13 protein-coding genes and 1 tRNA gene are annotated in these 17,559 nt (G+C 67.8%); 10 read left to right on the top strand and 4 right to left on the bottom strand.

From position 1 onward, the window contains the following. Positions 1–16: 16 nt before the first annotated feature. The 7 genes from gatB to TSB10GB4_RS07755 all read left to right on the top strand — a co-directional run bounded on the left by gatB (position 17) and on the right by TSB10GB4_RS07755 (position 9,217). Entirely contained in the window at positions 17–1,501 is a 1,485-nt protein-coding gene (gene gatB / locus TSB10GB4_RS07785; RefSeq protein ID WP_186395263.1) for an Asp-tRNA(Asn)/Glu-tRNA(Gln) amidotransferase subunit GatB, read from the top strand. Between the two features lie 1,012 nt (positions 1,502–2,513). Continuing rightward, positions 2,514–4,109, top strand: coding sequence for a glucan biosynthesis protein (locus TSB10GB4_RS07780; protein WP_208984568.1), 1,596 nt, complete (start codon positions 2,514–2,516; stop codon positions 4,107–4,109). Continuing rightward, positions 4,091–4,480: a hypothetical protein gene (locus TSB10GB4_RS07775; protein ID WP_208984566.1), complete on the top strand. Its 390-nt coding sequence runs from the start codon at positions 4,091–4,093 to the stop codon at positions 4,478–4,480. Before TSB10GB4_RS07780 ends, TSB10GB4_RS07775 begins: the two co-directional genes overlap by 19 nt. 30 nt (positions 4,481–4,510) lie before the next feature. Next, positions 4,511–6,313, top strand: a complete 1,803-nt coding sequence (gene mdoH / locus TSB10GB4_RS07770; RefSeq protein WP_186395261.1) for a glucans biosynthesis glucosyltransferase MdoH — start codon at positions 4,511–4,513, stop codon at positions 6,311–6,313. Positions 6,314–6,414: 101 nt separating this feature from the next. Further along, positions 6,415–7,674 (top strand): DUF3419 family protein, encoded by a 1,260-nt coding sequence (locus tag TSB10GB4_RS07765; RefSeq protein WP_186395260.1) that lies wholly within the window; start codon positions 6,415–6,417, stop codon positions 7,672–7,674. Then, positions 7,671–8,357, top strand: a complete 687-nt coding sequence (locus tag TSB10GB4_RS07760) for a class I SAM-dependent methyltransferase (RefSeq protein WP_186395259.1) — start codon at positions 7,671–7,673, stop codon at positions 8,355–8,357. The genes TSB10GB4_RS07765 and TSB10GB4_RS07760 overlap by 4 nt, the downstream gene beginning before the upstream one ends. A 146-nt stretch (positions 8,358–8,503) precedes the next feature. Continuing rightward, a complete protein-coding gene (locus TSB10GB4_RS07755; RefSeq protein WP_186389210.1) occupies positions 8,504–9,217 on the top strand; it encodes a glutathione S-transferase N-terminal domain-containing protein in 714 nt (237 codons plus the stop codon). 40 nt (positions 9,218–9,257) lie between these two features. Here TSB10GB4_RS07755 and TSB10GB4_RS07750 read toward each other — a convergent pair whose 3' ends face one another. Both TSB10GB4_RS07750 and TSB10GB4_RS07745 read right to left on the bottom strand, forming a co-directional pair. Next, positions 9,258–9,758 carry a DUF2147 domain-containing protein gene (locus TSB10GB4_RS07750; protein WP_256376564.1) on the bottom strand — a complete coding sequence of 167 codons (501 nt, stop codon included), beginning with the start codon at positions 9,756–9,758 and terminating at the stop codon, positions 9,258–9,260. Then, positions 9,704–10,216, bottom strand: coding sequence for a DUF2147 domain-containing protein (locus TSB10GB4_RS07745; protein ID WP_208984564.1), 513 nt, complete (start codon positions 10,214–10,216; stop codon positions 9,704–9,706). Before TSB10GB4_RS07745 ends, TSB10GB4_RS07750 begins: the two co-directional genes overlap by 55 nt. A gap of 427 nt (positions 10,217–10,643) precedes the next feature. Here TSB10GB4_RS07745 and TSB10GB4_RS07740 point away from each other — a divergent pair, with 427 nt between their 5' ends. Then, the gene (locus TSB10GB4_RS07740; RefSeq protein WP_186389213.1) at positions 10,644–10,913 is read left to right on the top strand and encodes a hypothetical protein; all 270 of its coding nucleotides are present in this window, start codon (positions 10,644–10,646) and stop codon (positions 10,911–10,913) included. Positions 10,914–11,109: 196 nt separating this feature from the next. Here the strand turns inward: TSB10GB4_RS07740 and TSB10GB4_RS07735 are convergent, their stop codons facing one another. Further along, complete coding sequence (locus TSB10GB4_RS07735) at positions 11,110–11,376, bottom strand: hypothetical protein (protein WP_186395257.1); 267 nt, start codon at positions 11,374–11,376, stop codon at positions 11,110–11,112. A 169-nt stretch (positions 11,377–11,545) separates the two neighbouring features. Then, complete coding sequence (locus TSB10GB4_RS07730; protein WP_186389215.1) at positions 11,546–12,271, bottom strand: LuxR family transcriptional regulator; 726 nt, start codon at positions 12,269–12,271, stop codon at positions 11,546–11,548. A 489-nt stretch (positions 12,272–12,760) separates the two neighbouring features. On the opposite strand from TSB10GB4_RS07730, the gene TSB10GB4_RS07725 reads away from it, so the two are divergent. Together TSB10GB4_RS07725 and TSB10GB4_RS24025 are read left to right on the top strand one after the other, a co-directional pair. Next, positions 12,761–12,851, top strand: a tRNA-Ser gene (locus TSB10GB4_RS07725). A 406-nt stretch (positions 12,852–13,257) separates the two neighbouring features. Next, on the top strand, positions 13,258–13,380 hold the full coding sequence (locus tag TSB10GB4_RS24025) for a type I restriction enzyme endonuclease domain-containing protein (protein WP_186395256.1): 123 nt from the start codon (positions 13,258–13,260) through the stop codon (positions 13,378–13,380). The last annotated feature ends 4,179 nt before the right edge of the window (positions 13,381–17,559 follow it).

Here is a 17,559-nt window from a genome sequence, read left to right as displayed (position 1 = left end):
GCAGGACTTTCACGGCATGAGCATCGTCGACACCCGCACCCCCGATCCCAAGAAGTTCATCAAGGGCGCCACGGGCGACTGGGAAATCGTGATCGGCATGGAGGTGCACGCCCAGGTCACCTCGAATGCCAAGCTGTTTTCCGGCGCCTCGACCGAGTTCGGCAAGGACCCGAACGCCAATGTCAGCCTCGTCGATGCGGCGATGCCCGGCATGCTGCCGGTGATCAACGAGGAATGCGTCAAGCAGGCCATCCGCACGGGCCTCGGCCTCAAGGCGCAGATCAACCTCAAGTCCGTGTTCGACCGCAAGAACTACTTCTATCCGGACCTGCCGCAGGGCTACCAGATCTCCCAGTTCAAGCAGCCGATCGTCGGCGAGGGCGAGGTCCTGCTCGACATGCCGGGCGGCGAGCAGGTGACGGTGGGCGTCGAGCGGCTGCATCTGGAGCAGGACGCGGGCAAGTCGCTGCACGACCAGCACCCGACCATGTCCTTCGTCGATCTCAACCGCTCGGGTGTCGCCTTGATGGAGATCGTCTCCAAGCCGGACCTGCGCTCGGCCGACGAGGCGAAGGCCTATCTCACCAAGCTGCGCACCATCCTGCGTTACTTGGGCACCTGCGACGGCAACATGGACCAGGGCTCGATGCGCGCCGACGTCAACGTCTCGGTGCGTGCGCCGGGCGGGGCCTTCGGCACGCGCTGCGAGATCAAGAACGTCAACTCCATCCGCTTCGTCGGCCAGGCCATCGAGTATGAGGCCCGCCGCCAGATCGGCATCCTGGAGGACGGCGGCAGCATCGACCAGGAGACGCGCCTGTTCGATCCGGTCAAGGGCGAGACCCGCTCGATGCGCTCCAAGGAGGAGGCGCACGACTACCGCTACTTCCCCGATCCGGACCTGCTGCCGCTGGAGTTCGACCAGGCGTATGTCGACGCGCTCGCCGTTGGCCTGCCGGAACTGCCGGACGACAAGAAGGCGCGCTTCGTCGCCGATTACGGGCTCACCGCCTATGACGCCGACATTCTGGTGGCGGAAAAGGCCTCGGCCGACTTCTTCGAGGAGGTCGCCAAGGGGCGCGACGCCAAGCTTTCGGCCAACTGGGTGATCAACGAGCTGTTCGGCCGGCTCAACAAGGAAGGGCTGGAGCTGAGCGAAAGCCCGGTTTCGGCCGGCCAGCTCGGCGGCATCGTCGATCTGGTGGTCGACGGCACGATTTCGGGCAAGATCGCCAAGGACCTGTTCGAGATCGTCTGGAGCGAGGGCGGCGAACCGGCTGAGATCGTCGAGGCGCGCGGCATGCGCCAGGTGACGGATCTCGGCGCCATCGAGGCCGAGGTCGACAAGATCATCGCCGCCAACCCGGACAAGGCGGAGCAGGCGCGCGCCAAGCCCGGCCTGCTCGGCTGGTTCGTCGGCCAGGTGATGAAGGCGACCGGCGGCAAGGCCAACCCGCAGGCGGTCAACGACCTGCTCAAGGCGAAGATCGGCATCGAGTAGGGGGCGTTCCGCCATCGCTCTGGCAACCAATAGCCCCCGTGTCGCGGCTTCGCCTTGCCCGGGGTTGACGGCTGAGGGGATGCGAGGTCGCGCGCCACTGACAGGATGTCATCCCGGACGAGCATCGCGAGATCCGGGATCCATTGGCACCCTCGGCCGGCGTGAGGCGGAGGATCGTGGTGCGGGGATAAGCGGTTTCGCGAACGAGGATAAGCGGCGAGAGGGACTTGAGAGCCCATTCTCGAAATTTTCGTCGTCCCGTGCGGGCGGTTGAGATTATGTGATTGAAATAATTTGATTAACTGATTTTTTAGGGGCCGTTTTCCGCTCGCAAATTTCGAGACGGATTTTGCAAAAATCGCTCTCGAAATCGGCCGGAATTGAGACGGCGTCCCCAAAGGACCGGACTCGGCAAGCCATGCATGCTTGCGGTGTCGCTCCGGAGCGTGCCTCATACGCGCTCGGCTCCCCGGTCCCGGATCTTCGGCCTTCGGCCTCGTCCGGGAAGACGCAAGGAGAGGCATTCCGCCTCACGCCGGCTGAGGGTGCCAATGGGTCCCGGCGCTCCGGCTGCGCCTGCGGCCGGTATGACAGCCGGGGAGGTGGCGACGCCGTCCCGCCTCGTGCCCTCCTGCGCTCCTCCCTCTCCCCGTGTCGTCTCGCCTCACGCGCCTCTTGCGAGGTCCGATTTTGCGGTGCAATATATGCAAGGCCGATGGGAGAGGATTGCCTCTGCCATCCGATTGCCGCGATTGCGTCTGATTTCTCTCATATATCTTGGTGAAATAGCCCTGCTCGCCTGACTTCGTGAGGGGCGGGCCTTCGTGCGGCAGAGGCGCCGCATGCTGCGCCTGCACAGGAGGCCGAGCCGCCGGAAACCGGCAGGCCGGCCGCTCGCACGGATGGCGGCAGGGTGCGCGGAGCGACCGGAAGGCCCGAGGGCCGGCCCGGGCGCGTCTTTGCGCTGTCTCGCCAGATCCCGAGAACCGTTTCCGAGGTGCCAACAGGTCCTATGCCGACAATCGACAAGCGCCGCTTTCTGACGTCCAGTGCCGGTTTCCTTTCCGTGCTGATGGCCAGCACCGCCTTTTCCGCCTTTGCGCAGGAGGCGGGCGCGCCTGCCCCAGGCGGGGCACCGGCGGGCACGCCGTTCGACTGGGAGGCATTGGTCGCGCGGATGAAGGCGAGAGCGGCCGAGCCCTATGACGACGCGGCGGCCGATCTGCCGGAGGCCGTGGCCGGGCTCGACTACGACGCCCACCGCGCGATCCGCTTTCGGCCCGACCATGCCCGGTGGAAGGACGACAAGCGCAATTTCGAACTGCAGGCGTTCTATCCGGGCTGGGTCTTCGCCCATACGGTCGACCTGTTCGAGATCGTCGGGGGCCAAGCCTATCCGATGGGCTTTGCCGCCGGCGATTTCGAGTATCGCCCGCCGCTCGACCCGGCGGTCTTCGACGGGTTCGCCTTTCCGGGCGCGGCCGGCTTCCGCCTGCATTACCCGCTCAACCGCACCGACTATCGCGACGAGCTGATCACCTTCCTCGGCGCCAGCTATTTCCGCGCGCTGGGGCGGGGCACCGTCTACGGCGCGTCGGCGCGCGGCCTTGCGGTCGATACGGCCGCGGGCAGCGCGGAGGAGTTCCCGCGCTTCAGCCGCTTCTATATCGAGCGGCCGGAGACGGATGCGCGCGAGATCCGTTTCTATGCCGAGCTGGAGAGCCCGCGCGTGTCGGGCGCCTATGCCTTCACCATTCTTCCCGGCACCGAAACCCTGATCGACGTGGAGGCGGCGATCTTCCTGCGCGACGACGTCTCGCGGCTCGGCCTTGCGCCGCTCACCTCGATGTATCTGTTCGGCGAGAACGACCGGACCGGCTTCGACGACTTCCGCCCGGAGGTGCACGACAATGACGGCCTCGCCATCCTGCGGGCCAGCGGCGAACGCGTCTGGCGGCCGCTGACCAATCCGGCGCGGCTGCAGCTCTCCGTCTTCGGCGAGACCAATCCGCGCGGCTTCGGCCTGTTGCAGCGCGACCGCGACGCCGACAACTATCTGGACACGGAAGCGCATTACGAGCGCCGTCCCTCCGTCTGGGTCGAGCCGGTCGGCGACTGGGGCGAGGGCGCGGTGCTGCTTGCCGAAATCCCCTCCGACTCGGAGGCGAACGACAATATCGTCGCCTTCTGGATGCCGGAGAACGGCCTGACGGCCGGCTCCGAACACCGCTTGCGCTACCGCATGACCTGGGCGCTCGACGTGGAGGGCGACGTGCCGCTGGCCCGCGCGCTGCGCACCCGCACGGGCCATGGCGGGGTCGCCGCCGTGGCGCATGACGAGGACACCCGCAAGTTCCTGGTCGACTTCGGCGGCGACACCCTGGCCGGGCTGGGCGAGGAGGCGCCGATGGACGTCCGCCTCTCCCTCAGCAACGGCGAGGTGGTCCACCAGATCCTGAGCAAGATCGCGGGGAACGATATGTGGCGCCTCATCGTTGATGTCAGGCGGATCGACGCCGACAAGCCGGTCGAACTGTCCGCCGCACTCATTCTCGAGGGCAAGACCCTCTCCGAAACCTGGACCTATCAATGGGGACAAACGAGATGATCGCCGACACCGGTTCCGCGGAAGCCGCGTTCCGGCCGGACCCGGCCGGAGCGCGTCAGGCGTTTCTTGGCGAGTTGCGCCGCCAGTTCTCCCGCCATGACCTCGATGACGAGACGCTGGAACAGGCGGTGGGCGAGGCCGTCGGCCACCTGTCGCAAGATCCGGTGGGCGAAGGACGGGACGCCCTGCTCGAGCGCCTCCTTGAGGGACGCGCCGACGCGGCCCTGCGCCGGGCGGTCGTCGCCTCGCTGTGCCTGCCGGCGCCCAGGGCGCCGCTGCAGATGCCGACGCAGACGCTGGAGCGTCCGCCCGTCCTGTCGCGGCTCGCCGCGCTGCGGGCGTTTGCCCGCCGACGCATCGGCGAGCGCTGAGACCAAAATTCTCCGAAAGGGCTCTAGCGGATGGACCCGACTGCCTCGACGACCTCGCTTCGCGAGAACCTTGCCGTCGGCCTGCGCCGAACCGGCGCGATCATGCTGACGCTTGGCCTCACGGTCGCCGCCGCGGCCATGTTCGGCTCGGTGGCGGTTGCCGACGGGTTCGACTGGGTCGACGTGGTCCGTGTCTCGCTTGTCGCCTTCTGCGCGTTGTGGCTCTCCTGGGGCGCCTGTATCGGCATTCTCGGACTGATCTTTCCGAGCGACGAGGTGCCGGCCCGGAACGGCCGCCCCGAGGGACGCACCGCGATCGTGATCCCGGTCTACAACGAGGCGGCGGATGCGGTCTTCGCCCGTCTCGAGGCGATGTACCGGGCGCTGGACCAGATCGGCGCGCTGGAGTGCTTCGACTTCCATGTCCTGTCGGACTCCACCCGCGAGGAGGCGGCGGCGGACGAGCGCCGGCTGTATCGGCAGGCCGTCGCGGAGCTTTCGGCGGCGGGGCGGCTCTACTATCGCCACCGCTCGCCGAACACCGGACGCAAGGCCGGCAACATCGCCGACTTCATCCGGACCAGCGGCGGCGCCTACGAGTACATGCTGGTGCTCGACGCCGACAGCCTGATGAGCGCCGAGACGATCGTCGAGATGGTGCGGCGCATGGAGGCGGTGCCCGATCTCGGCCTGCTGCAGACGGTGCCGCGCATCATCGGCCGCAAGACGCTGTTCGGGCGCATGATCCAGTTCTCGGCGAATTTCTACTCGCCGGTGTTCTCGCGCGGCGTTGCGGCGCTGCAGGGGCGCCAGGGACCGTTCTGGGGCCATAACGCGCTGATCCGCACGCGCGCCTTCGCGGCGACCTGCGGGCTTCCCGCGCTCGCCGGAAAGCCGCCCTTCGGCGGCGAGATCCTGTCCCACGACACGGTGGAGGCGGCGATGCTGGCGCGCGGTGGCTGGCGGGTGCGGCTCGATGCGGATCTCGACGGCTCCTACGAGGAAGCGCCGGCCAACCTGATCGAATACGCCAAGCGCGACCGGCGCTGGTGCCAGGGCAACCTGCAGCACGCGCGGGTCGTCGGCGCGCCCGGCCTTCCGTTCTGGAGCCGGGTCAACATCCTGCAGGGCATAATGGCCTATCTCGCCTCGCCCGTCTGGCTGATGTTCCTGCTGGCCAGCATCGCCGCGCCGCTGTTCGCGCCAGCGCCGGTCTATTTCGTGTCCGGCTCGCCGTTTCCGCGCTTTCCCCATCCGGAGACGGAAAAGGGGCTGGCGCTGCTGTTCGGCGTTGTCGGGCTGCTGATCCTGCCCAAGGCGCTGTTGCTGCTGCGTGCCGTCCTGACCGGCGAGGCGAAGGAGTATGGCGGTGCGGGGCGGGCCGCGCTCTCGGCGCTCTACGAACTGCTGCTCGCCTCGCTGCTCGCCCCCATCCACATGATGTTCCAGAGCCGCTCGGCGTTCCAGGTGCTGTCGGGAGCCGATTTCGGCTGGCCGTCGAGCGAGCGGGAGGACGGATCGCTCGATCTGGCGACCAGCGTCAGGGCAAGCTGGTGGATGGTCCTGTTCGGAATGGCGACGGTGGTCTTTGCCTCTCACTACGCCGCCGACCTTCTGGTCTGGCTGCTGCCGATCGCCCTGCCCCTGGTGCTGGCGCCGCTGGTGATCTGGTGGACGGCATCGCCCTCGGCCGGCGCGGGCGCGCGCCGGCGCGGCGTGTTCCTGACCCCGCAGGAGGGGCGGGACGTTCCGCTGATCGCGGCGGCTGCGCGCGCGCTCGCGGGCCACCGCCATTCGCCGCCGATCGCCGGGAGCGCACGCAGCGCCGCCTGACACGCAGCCGCGCGCCATCGGCCGCCGCCTGTCATCATCCCGTAACGAGAACGGCTTACCCGGCTCACTTCAAGGCAACTTGAGGCGAGTCGGAGGTGGTGATGCTGTCGGGTCAGGCGTCGAACAGGAAATCGGTCAATGCGGGGCGGGGGGCGCTGCTCGGCCGGGCGGTGCATCGCAACAAGGCCTTGTCCGGGGAAGGCGCGCTCGAACGGCTGTTCACCTTCGCCTTCAAGGGGCTGGTCTATCCGCAGATCTGGGAAGACCCCGAGATCGACATGGACGCGCTGGAGATCGGCCGCGACCACAAGGTGGTGACCATCGCCTCGGGCGGCTGCAACGTGCTGTCCTATCTGACGGCCGATCCGGCCAGCATCACCGCCGTCGACCTCAACCGCGCGCATGTGGCGCTGACCCGGCTGAAGCTCGCCGCCGTCAAGCACCTGCCGGGGCACGACGCCTTCTACCGCTTTTTCGGCAAGGCGGACGAGAAGGGCAATGTCGAGGCCTATGACCGCTTCCTGCGCGAGCGGCTCGACCCGGAAACCCGCGACTACTGGGAAAAGCGCGACCTGACGGGGCGCAAGCGCATCACCCTGTTCGCCCGCGACCTCTATCACCACGGGCTGCTCGGCTATTTCATCGGCGCCGGCCATTTCGTCGCCCGCGCCTATGGCATCGACCCCAGGGACATGCTGCGCGCCCGCTCGCTGGAGGAGCAGCGCACCTATTTCGACAAGGCGCTGGCGCCGCTGTTCGACAAGCGGATGGTCCGCTGGGCAACGTCGAAGCGCGTCTCGCTCTACGGGCTCGGCATTCCGCCGGCGCAGTACGAGGCGCTGGCCGGCAGCGGCACCGGCGGCATGGCGGCGGTGCTGCGCGAGCGGCTCGAGCGGCTGGCCTGCGACTTCCCGCTGTCGGAGAACTACTTCGCCTGGCAGGCCTTCGGCCGCGGCTATGCCAATGACGAGGCCGGCCCGCTGCCGCCCTATCTGCGGCGCGACCACTTCGAGGCGATCCGCGCCCGCGCCGACCGGGTGCGCGTGGTCAACCGCTCCTTCACCGACTATCTGGCGGCGCAGGAAGAGGCGAGCGTCGACCGCTACATCCTGCTGGATGCGCAGGACTGGATGACCGACGGGGCGCTCAACGCGCTGTGGGCGGAGATCACCCGCACGGCCCGTCCCGGCGCGCGCGTCGTCTTCCGCACGGCGGCGGAGCCGAGCCTGCTGCCCGGCCGCGTCGCTCCCGAGATCCTGGAGAAGTGGCGCTACGATGCGGAGCGCTCGCGCAAGCTCGGCTATATGGACCGCTCGTCGATCTATGGCGGCTTCCACCTCTATATCCGCGACGCGGCATGACCGTGCGGGACGGGGCTGAGGCAGGGGCCTCCGGCGGCGCGGAGCTGATGGACGGCATCTACCGCTGGCAGCGGCATGTCTATGACGCGACGCGCAAATACTACCTGCTCGGCCGCGACCGGCTGATCGACGAGATCGCCCCGCCGCCGGGCGGCACCGTGCTGGAACTGGGCTGCGGCACGGCGCGCAACCTGGTGCTGGCGGCGCGCCGGCACCCGCAGGCGCGGTTCTTCGGCATCGACATCTCGGAGCAGATGCTGGAGAGCGCCCGCGGCTCGATCCGCCGCGCCGGGCTTGAAGGCCGGGTGCATGTGGCGCAGGGCGATGCGACGGCCTTCGACACGGAGGCGCTGTTCGGTGCCTCGCGCTTCGACCGGGTGTTCTTCTCCTACAGCCTGTCGATGATCCCGCCCTGGCGCGAGGCGCTCATGGCCGGGGCCGGGGCGCTCGCGCCCGGCGGCGGGGTGCATCTCGTCGACTTCGGCATGATGGAGGCCTGGCCGGGCCTGATGCGGGCGCCGTTCCGCGCCTGGCTGGCGGCCTTCCATGTGACGCCGCGCGCGGAGCTGGGCGAGGCGCTTGCCGCCTGTGCGGCGGCCGTCGGCGGCAAGGCAAGCTTCCGCCGTCTGCATGGCGGCTACGCGGTGATCGGCGATCTCAAGGCCGGCCTGTCGCGGGGCTGATCCCGCCGTTCGGCTCGCCTGCGGACAGGCGAATGGTTGTTTCGGCGCAGCGGGGCCTTAAATTCCTCTCCGACCGGCCGAGGGCGGCATGCGGGCGACAGCCCCGAAAGCTCCGGCCTTTTCGAGAAACATGGAGCATGACAGGCATGTCCGCCACCCAGACCAAGCCCATCGATCTGCATTACTGGCCGACACCGAACGGCTGGAAGGTGACGATCCTGCTGGAGGAACTCGGCGTTCCCTATCAGGTGCATTACGTCAATATCGGTGCCGGCGACCAGTTCAAGCCGGAGTTCCTGAAGATCTCGCCGAACAACCGGATGCCGGCCATCGTCGATCCGGAAGGGCCGGGCGGCGAGCCGATCTCGGTGTTCGAGTCCGGCGCGATCCTGCAATATCTCGGGCGCAAGTTCGGCCGCTTCTATCCGGCCGACGAACGCAAGCGCGTCAAGGTCGACGAGTGGCTGATGTGGCAGATGGGCGGCTTCGGTCCGATGCTGGGCCAGAACCACCATTTCCGCGTCTATGCGCCGGAGAAGCTCCCCTATGCCATGGACCGCTATCTCAACGAGACCCACCGGCTCTATGGCGTGCTCGACAAGCAACTCGCCGGGCGCGATTTCGTCGCCGACGAATATTCCATCGCCGACATGGCGATCGTCGGCTGGGCGACCGGCTGGGAGCGCCAGGGCATGGAGCTGGACAAGGACTTCCCGAATGTCGCCCGCTGGCTGGCGGCGCTGAAGGCGCGCCCGGCGGTGGAGCGGGGGCTGGCCGTCGGCCGGGAGATGCGCGAGCAGCTCAACCTTGCCAGCGACAAGGGCGCCCAGTCGGTGCTGTTCGGCCAGCGCGCGCGCTGACCTTCCACATTCGCCCACATTCGACGACGGCGCCGGGGGATCAGTTCGCCCGGCGCCACACCTCCGTCTCGCAGAACTGCACCACCACCCGCACGCAGCCGCGCAAGGTGAGCTGGTCCCGGCCGTTCAGCGTCGCCGTCGCGTTGGCGGTGACGCCGCGGCGCGGGTCGTAGACGCGGGCGCTCCAGGTGCCGGCCTTGCCGGCGGCGGGGGCAATGTCCCAGATCACCGGCATGTCCAGCAGCCTGCGGCCGCGCTTGGCGCCGTCGCGGTTGTTGACGTCGGTTGCCGTCTGCCGGGTGGTGCCGGGCGGCGGGGGAAAGTCGACGAGAAGCCCGCAAGGGGCTTGCCCGCAGGGGCCGACCCGCACGATCCCGGCATCCGGCGTTTGCCAGGTGCCGAAGATCGTCTCGTCCGCGCTGGCGGGCGAGACGAGGGAAACCAGGGCCAGTCCCCCGGCCAGAAGCCATCGATGGGGGAAGGGCGCTACTTGACCCGTTGCCAGGTCTCGCCCTTGCAGATCAGTCCGCCGAGTACGCATCCTTCAAGCTTCAGTCCCGTGTTGCCGACGAGCGTCATGACGCCGCTATAGGTCTTGCCGTCCTCCGCATTATACACCTTTCCCTTCCAGCGTCCGCCCCCGTCCGCGACCATGCCGAAGACGGTCTGGCTGCCGAGCAGCGGCCGCGAGCGCCTCGCCGGGTCCGGATTGTTGGTGTCGTTGCGCGGTTCGCGCAGCCAGACCAGCGTGCCGCACAGGGCGCCGCCGCAGGGCGCGATCTGGATGCGGGAACTGCCGCCGGGGCGGGCCCAGATGCCGTTGGCCTCGGCCGCCAGGGCCGGCGGCGCGGCCAGCACCATGGCAAGGGCGACTGCCAGGGCGAGCGCAAGGGCCGGACCGGAACCGAGAGCAAGGACAGCCGCTGCCCGGAGACGGGACAGGGGACGGGGCAGGGGACGGGGCAGGAGACGGGGCAGGGACGTTTCGGCTTCGATCATGGGTTCCTCCACTGCGTATGGGATCTTTGCGTTCCCTTTACGGAAACGTAACCTACGCCTGAGCCGGTCACCTGACCAGTCGTGTCGTAGCGGCAGGCCGGCGGATTTCTGCCGCCGCGCGCCTTGCGCATTTTCGGGCCAAGTTCTTTCAAGGTTACCCGTTGGTTTCCGCGCGTTTCCGGATTTGACTCAAAGACGATTGATTTCATTGCCGTTTCGCGGAGAAATTCGTAAATCCCTCGTAAAATTTACCGCTTGTTTTCGTCTCGTTTTCTTCCTGTTAAGCGAAAATTTTAAGAGCACGTTGAAGGGCCGGCAGCACACTCGAACATGAAGATTGCGGGGAAAGATCAATCGCTTCGGGATCTTCTATCGGCAACGGGCCGGCAGGACGCCGGCCGAAAAGACGACAGACAAGGAGTGTGACATGGCTCGTTTGGACCTGGGTTCCCCCGAACTCGCAATCATGGGCGGCCAGCCCGCCGGCCCCGATATCCTGCTGCAGATGGGACTGGATTGCGCCTGCGGCCGCCACGGCGCCGCCGACCTGATCGCCGCGCACAAGTGGTTCAACATCGCGGCGGTGAAGGGCAGCCAGGACGCCGTGCGCTACCGCAAGGAAATTTCCACCGAGATGACGCGCACCGAAATCGCCGATGCCCAGCGGGCGGCCCGCGAGTGGCTGTCGCTGCATTGATCCGCGGTGGCGCAGGCCCCCGCGACAGGGGCACTCCCGCCATCAGGATCAACCCGGCTGCGGCACTGTGAGCGCAGACCGTCCCTTTGCGCCCGCGCCGCAGCCTGTTTCCCCCGCTCCGGGGAGGATGCCGCGCCGATGCCGTGCGGCCTGCCCCGATGGTTCCCGGCCCCTGCCGGACCCGGCGAGCGGACGCTCACTCGCTCTCTTGCGGGCGGTGTCCCGGTAGCGCCTGCGCGGACGAGGGCGCCGTTTCCTCCCGCCGGCCAGAGGGCGCGCCCGTGGACGGGCTTGCTTCCGCCCTGTCCTCGCCGGTGAGTTCCAGAGCCGCGATCTCGCGGATCGCCGCCAGTTGACCGCCGAGCACGACCAGTTCGGGATGCGGCGCGATCCGGGCGATCGCCCCTTCGAGGCGGTCGATGATCTCCCGTCGGGCGTCGTTGCGTCCCTTCCTCTTGTCCATCCGGTCTCTCCTTTCGCGCGCTGGCGCGCTCCCTCCGGCTCCCGTTCGCAGCCGGCTGGTCCCGTGTTGCGTGCCGCTTGCGAGTCTCGCAAGGTCCTGCCGGGTCGCCATCATGGGTTTCCCGGATTGACACGGCCAGCGCCCCTGCGCCGTTCTGTCGGTGTGTCGTTCAGTCGATTATCCCAAGGCGGAAGGCCTTGGCTACGAGATGTGTCTTGTTCGCGGCGTTCAACTTGCGGCGGGCGGCGGCAAAGTGGCTTTCGACCGTTTTCGGCGCAATGTCCAGAATGATGGCGGTTTCCCACTCGGTCTTGCCCTCCGCCGCCCATGACAGGCAATCGCGCTCGCGCTGCGTCAGCGGGGCGAGCGGCAGCGCCGCCGGCGTTTCCAGCAGGGCGGCGGCGCGATCGGCGGCCGAGGCCGCCAGCAGCGCCAGCGCGGGTCGTCGGGCAGGGGCAAGCTCGATCCGCTCGCCGCTCAGCGAGATGCTGCCGCGCCGGCCGGCGCCATTGGCGAAGGGCAGGGCGAAGCCGTCCGAGAGCCCATGCTCGCGCGCCTCGCCCATCATCTGCCGGGCAAGGGCCATCCGATCCGCATCCGCACACGCCTCGCGCCAGCCGAACAGACGGTCGGCGCGCAGGACGCGGGCGATCACCGGGTCGATCTCGGCATAGCGGCGGGCGACGTAGCGCTCCAGCCAGCCGGAGGGCCAGTTGCCGAAGAAGATGGCCCTGCGCGCCTCGGCCGGCGGAGTGGAGGGGAGGGGCACAAGGCCGCACAGTGCGCGGTCGATGCCGAAGCCTGCGGTGGCCGCGGCGAGCCGGGCGCCCACCTCGTCCGGCGTGCCGGCGTGCCGGATCCGGTCAAGATGGGCGAGAAGGTCGTCGGCTTTCACGGGCTGTCCCTGCCGCCCGGCCGGCGGCGAAAACGGTCAATCGGATCGTGTGCAGGCTGGCCGTGTGCAGGCTGGCCCTGTGCAGGCTGGCCGTGTGCAGGTTGGGCATCGCGCGGTGCAAGGGTCTCTCGAAAGGGGGCGGCCACGGCCAACGGTGCTTTTGTCATGACCTGTTCAATGAATGGCACGGTCTTGAAAATCGACTGTCCCCCGGTTCCCGCAAAGACGAGCAGGAGCCCGCGCGAGGCGGGAGCCCAGGGTCCCGGTTCCGACAAGTTCAGATCGGACCGACCGACGACGGAAATAGATTTTTCGTCTCGACAAGGTCGAAAGACGCGATGATCGCCCGCCAGCCTGGGCCGGGCCGCCCTTTGCCTGTGGAAACCTTACCCGCCGGAACGCGGATTTCGGCTGGCAGGGCGAGGCGGCGGGCAAAAGCGCAACTTCCCGTCTTGCCAAATGCTCGCAAATCCTCGAAAAGGGCGGCACGGAGAGGTGGCCGAGTGGTCGAAGGCGCTCCCCTGCTAAGGGAGTAGGCGTCAAAAGCGTCTCGTGGGTTCGAATCCCATCCTCTCCGCCATTCTTTCGCTCACGGCAGTCTCGCTTCGCTCGGCGCCTCCGCTGGGGCGGCCTTTCGGCCGGTCACGCCGTCGCGCTCCTGGCTCCGAGTTCGGACTTCGTCCTCTCTCTCCGCCATTCTCTGACTTCGCGCTGTCGCCCTTCGGGCTCGCTCCAGTCGGGGCCTCGCATGAGCTCGGACGGCCCTTGGCCTTGCGAACCCTGCGGGTTCGGACTGTCTGCGCGATGCTCCGCCATTCTTTCGCTCACGGCAGTCTCGCTTCGCTCGGCGCCTTTCGCGGGGGCGGCCTGACCGGCCGGTCGCGCTCCTGGCTCCGAGTTCGGACTTCGTCCTCTCTCCGCCATTCTCTGACTTCGCGCTGTCGCCCTTCGGGCTTCGCTCCAGTCGGGGCCTCGCATGAGCTCGGATGGGCCTGCGCGTTCTGGTGAAGCGCCTTCGGCGCAAGCACGGCAACCCGCCCGATCTCCAGGATGCAGCGGTGCAAACGGTTCTTCGACAGGCGGAAGCGCATTCTGCGCAGTGGGCGTGACGCGAGACTTGGTGGCGCCTGTGCGTCCGGCCGGTTGCGGATGCGGTCAGGATGCATGGCGCCGGCGGCGGACAGACGGAACCGCACGCCATGAAAGGGAGCGATGAACAGCCGGCACCGGCGTCTCACCCGCCACGGCCGCCCTTGCCGTCGAGGAATTCCGGCCTTTCCAACTCGCGCAGCACCCGTGCGATCTCGCTGTTGTAGCGCGACCGCTTGGCCATCTCGAGGCTGGCATAGAGCAGGCGCTCGGCCGGCAGCGGCCGGCCGCGATGCAGCAGCGACAGGGCATAGCTGGTGATGGCGCTGTTGAGGCGCAGGTGCATGGCGTTGCGCCGGGCGATCGCCATCGATCGGATGAGCAGTTTGCCGGCGGTCGAGGCCTCGCCGTTCTGCAGCAGGATGCGGGCGCGCAGGTGCAAGGCCTCGCAGGCGAGCGAGGGCGCGCCCATCAGGTCGGCATAGTCCTCCACCTCGCGCAGCCGCTGCATGGCGATCTCCGCGCTCGGCCGCTCGTCGACGGGCGTCAGCATCCTGATGCGGATGTCCGACAGGACGATGTGGCGGCGGACGTCCTCGTGACCGCCCGTGTCGGCGAACTGGCGCGCCTCGCGCAGCAGCCGCAGGCTCTCGTCCGGGTCGCGGGCCGCGACCAGGCGGGCCTTGTGGTTCAAGAACACGGCGGCGGCGCGCATGTCATCGTCCTGGCGGCACCAGTTGATCGCCTCGCCATATTGACACTCCGCCTTGCCGACATTGCCCATCAGGTGGTCGATGAGGCCGAGAGAGCCCGTCGCCAGCTTGAAGACACGGTCGCCCCGCACCTCCTCCGCGTCGCGGATCTGGCGCAGCCGCTGCTGCGCGGCGCTGAGCCGGCCGCGTTCGATCTGGACGATGGCGAGATTGAGCGAAATGCGGTTGTGCTGGCGTCCGGTGTTTTCGCGGCCGTCGATGCCGCGGTTGAATTCGATCGCCTGACGCAGCAGCGCGACGGCATCGGTCAGGTTGCCCTGGACCAGGCAGGTCAGCCCCGCCTCGTTGTAGAGCCAGACGATCTCGTCGCGGTAGAGCGCATTCATCTTCGGCCAGTCGAGATCGGGCCGGTAGGCGCGAAAGTCGGTCTGCAGATCGACAGTGTTGCCGCTTCCCCGCTTGGTCTGCCTGGCGATCGCCCCCTTCAGGTCGTTGACGTCGAGCAGTTCCCACGCCTTGCGGATGATCCAGCGCAGGCGGACCTTGTAGGTCTCGAAATAGCCGCGCTTGCGCGCCGCCCGGCTCGCCGGAAGGCTCTTGTAGTCCTCGAAGCGCGAGACCACGGCGATCGAGAAGGTGGAGCGCACCATGGTCAGCGCCGCGCGCAGCGCCTCGACGCGGGTGTTGTGGTCGTCGGTCGAGAAGATCCACGGCTCGAACCGCTGCTCCGAATGCGGGATGTCGGGATATTGCGACAGGCCGACCAGCAGGCCGCGCAGGTATTCGTAGGCCTCGTGGGTGAGCCGTGGCAGGCCCGCGGGCATCGAGGCATAGAGCGAGGGCGAGAAGCTGTTGATCGCGACCGGATCGGCCGTGCCGCTGCCGAGCTTGGAAACGCCGTAATGCTGGACGATGCGGTGGAGCGCGAAGCGGTATTCGTATTGCGGCGGCCAGTCGCCGGGTCGCTTCGCCGGACCCTGTGCCGCGCCGCCGGAGGCAAGGGGCCGGTTCACCTGCGGATGCGGGTGCAGCCGGAAGCACAGGCCGCGTAGCGCCAGCGTGTGAAGCGCCCGCGACACGGTCCGCCGGCGACTGACGTTGAATTCGGTCTTGGCATTGCGGAAATAGGCGCGGATGTCGGGCAGGCGCACGAGAACGTTGGCGCTGACCGGGGAGCCGATGACGGCGAGGCTGCGCAGCAGCTTCTGGTGCAGTTCGATGTCGTTTTCCGGGTCGCCGATCTTGTGGAACCGGGCATAGGCATCGAGCACGGCCTGCAGCACGGTCTGTTCGCGCTGCTCGACGCTGACATTGCGGATCTCGTTGACGGTGTTGAAGATGAAGGCCTCGGCCCGGCGCGCGCCCTCCAGCAAGGTCTTCTCGCGCAGCACGATGCGCTGGGCCGCGGCGAGCAGCAGCGTCATGCAGAAGCGGTTGGCGCCGAGATGCCGGCGGATCTCCCGCCATTCGCGTTCGGAGGGGTCGGACACGGAGTTGTAACGCTTGAGCATGATGCGGCGCATCATCGGCACGAGCGTTTCCCGCCTGTGTTTTTTGTTTCGACCGCGACCGGAATTGCGCCTGAGAACGATGACCATCCGCCGGGCAACGGCGCTCTCGACGGTTGCCCAACTTTCCGCAAGGCTATGGACAAGCTGCTCGGGTTTCGGGGTCGCCCAAGCCTGGTCGCGCTTCATCCCGGCTCTGCGAACCGCTCCCGCCGTTGTCAGCTTTGCAAGATCCTCGCTAATGCCGGCATAGTGCCGCGATCCGTGCGCGTTCATGACAAACAAGGCGCTTGCCAGCAGGAAGAAATTGTCGACGAGGAAGTTCGTCGTCTTCATCGGCCGGGCGAAATGGACGAGATTCGTCCGGTCGCTTGTCGCTTTCCGTTTGCCTGTGCCGAACGGGATTGCGGAAGTGACGGCGCGCTGCTGCACGCTCGCCTGGCCGCGGGCGTTGATGGCCGGCGAGTCGATGCGAACCGGATGCAACGCCGGCGCCGGCGGCCGATCCGGGCTCGCCCGCATCCGCGCCTTCCGCCCCGGCGCGCGCATGCGCCACAACTCGCCAAGCCCGGTCTCCGCGCCGGTTGCGATCACGTCGAAGGGGATATCGCGGGCCTCCTCCGACATCAGATAGGCGAGGATATCGTGGATCTCGGCATTCTTGGCCCTGCCGTTGCGCTCGACGAGCAGTTCGACCCCGTTGATATAGACGAGCACGCGCGGTTGCAGGCCGAGCCTGTTCGAGGGTGCGCGCTGGAAGGCCGAACTCGTCGCGGCGAAGGCAGCGATCATATTGCGCAGGTGGACCATGCGGGCGATGCCGTCCAGCGCGCCCTCGTCGTCGGCGCGGTTCCCGGTTTCACGCGCGCGACGAAACGCCCGTCTTGCGGTGTCATTGGCCAGACTTTGATTCAATTCGGCGTAGAATTCGGCTCGAATTAAGCTGTAGACGGCCAAACCGGGACGGATGCGCGCCATGTCGTCGGTCAGGTCCTCCAGCGCGTCGATCAGCATGTCATAGACCGAGGCGATTTCGGTCGAGAAGCTGAGATTGATGAAGATCGCGCCGAAATAGGCCGGCCGCATCAGTCGCGCCGTGCCGGGCAGGACGAGCCCGCGCTTCGGCCAGGCGGCTCGGATATAGGCCGACAGGCCGAGCCCGGTGCTCATGGTCGACAGAAGGCAACCCTTGCCGAGACCGCGATGGGCGCAGATCGTGTAGAAGCGCCGGCCCGGACTCAGCCGACCGGCGCGTTCGTCCTTGCAGCGCTGCAGATAGACCGCGCGCAGGAACGTGTCGGCGGCCCGTACGCCGGTGACGTTCAAGTCCCTGAGTTGCCTTGCAAGGGTCTTCTGGTTCTCAATCGCTTGCGGGTCCGGCCAGCGGGCGGCCACGCGCGAGTCCGCCTTCGTCAGATCCGTGATCACGCTGTCGACGCGGTAACGGATGAAGCGCCGCGGCAGGACGAGACGCTGTTTCGCGAATTCTCTGGCAAGGGACCGATCGGCCGCGAACCGCTCGAACCGCGCCAGCCGGTGCGGCGGGCTCTGCTGCCAACGTTCCCACCACGACCGCCATTCCTTCTCCAGTCCGTCGAGCGAGGCGTTGAGCGAGCCGGTCAGCAGCGCCCCGTAAAGACCGTCAAGGGCGATCTCCTGGGCGGTGAGGTCGCGCAGCACGGCGCCGAGCCTGGCACCGGCAGGGAGCCCGCTCACCGCCTGCCGCGCCAAATGGGTCAGCAGTTGCAGGTAGAACCGGAGATAGGGCGTGCCGTCGATCGTCTCGTCGCCGTGGCGGGCGCGCGCGTCCCGCGCCGCCTTCGATGACTTGTGGCGGACCGGAGTGAAGGTCGGGCAGACGAGGCGGCACGAGAGTTCGCCGTTCGGCCCGACCGGCGAGAGAAGATCGTTTTGCGAGAGGGTCGTTCGGCCGAACAGGGCGGCGAGGACGGTCTGTTCGCTCCCCCGGTGCTCGAGC

The organism is Stappia sp. TSB10GB4 (genome assembly GCF_900185745.1).
Classification (GTDB): domain Bacteria; phylum Pseudomonadota; class Alphaproteobacteria; order Rhizobiales; family Stappiaceae; genus Stappia.
This window is presented reverse-complemented; position numbering and strand designations above follow the sequence as displayed.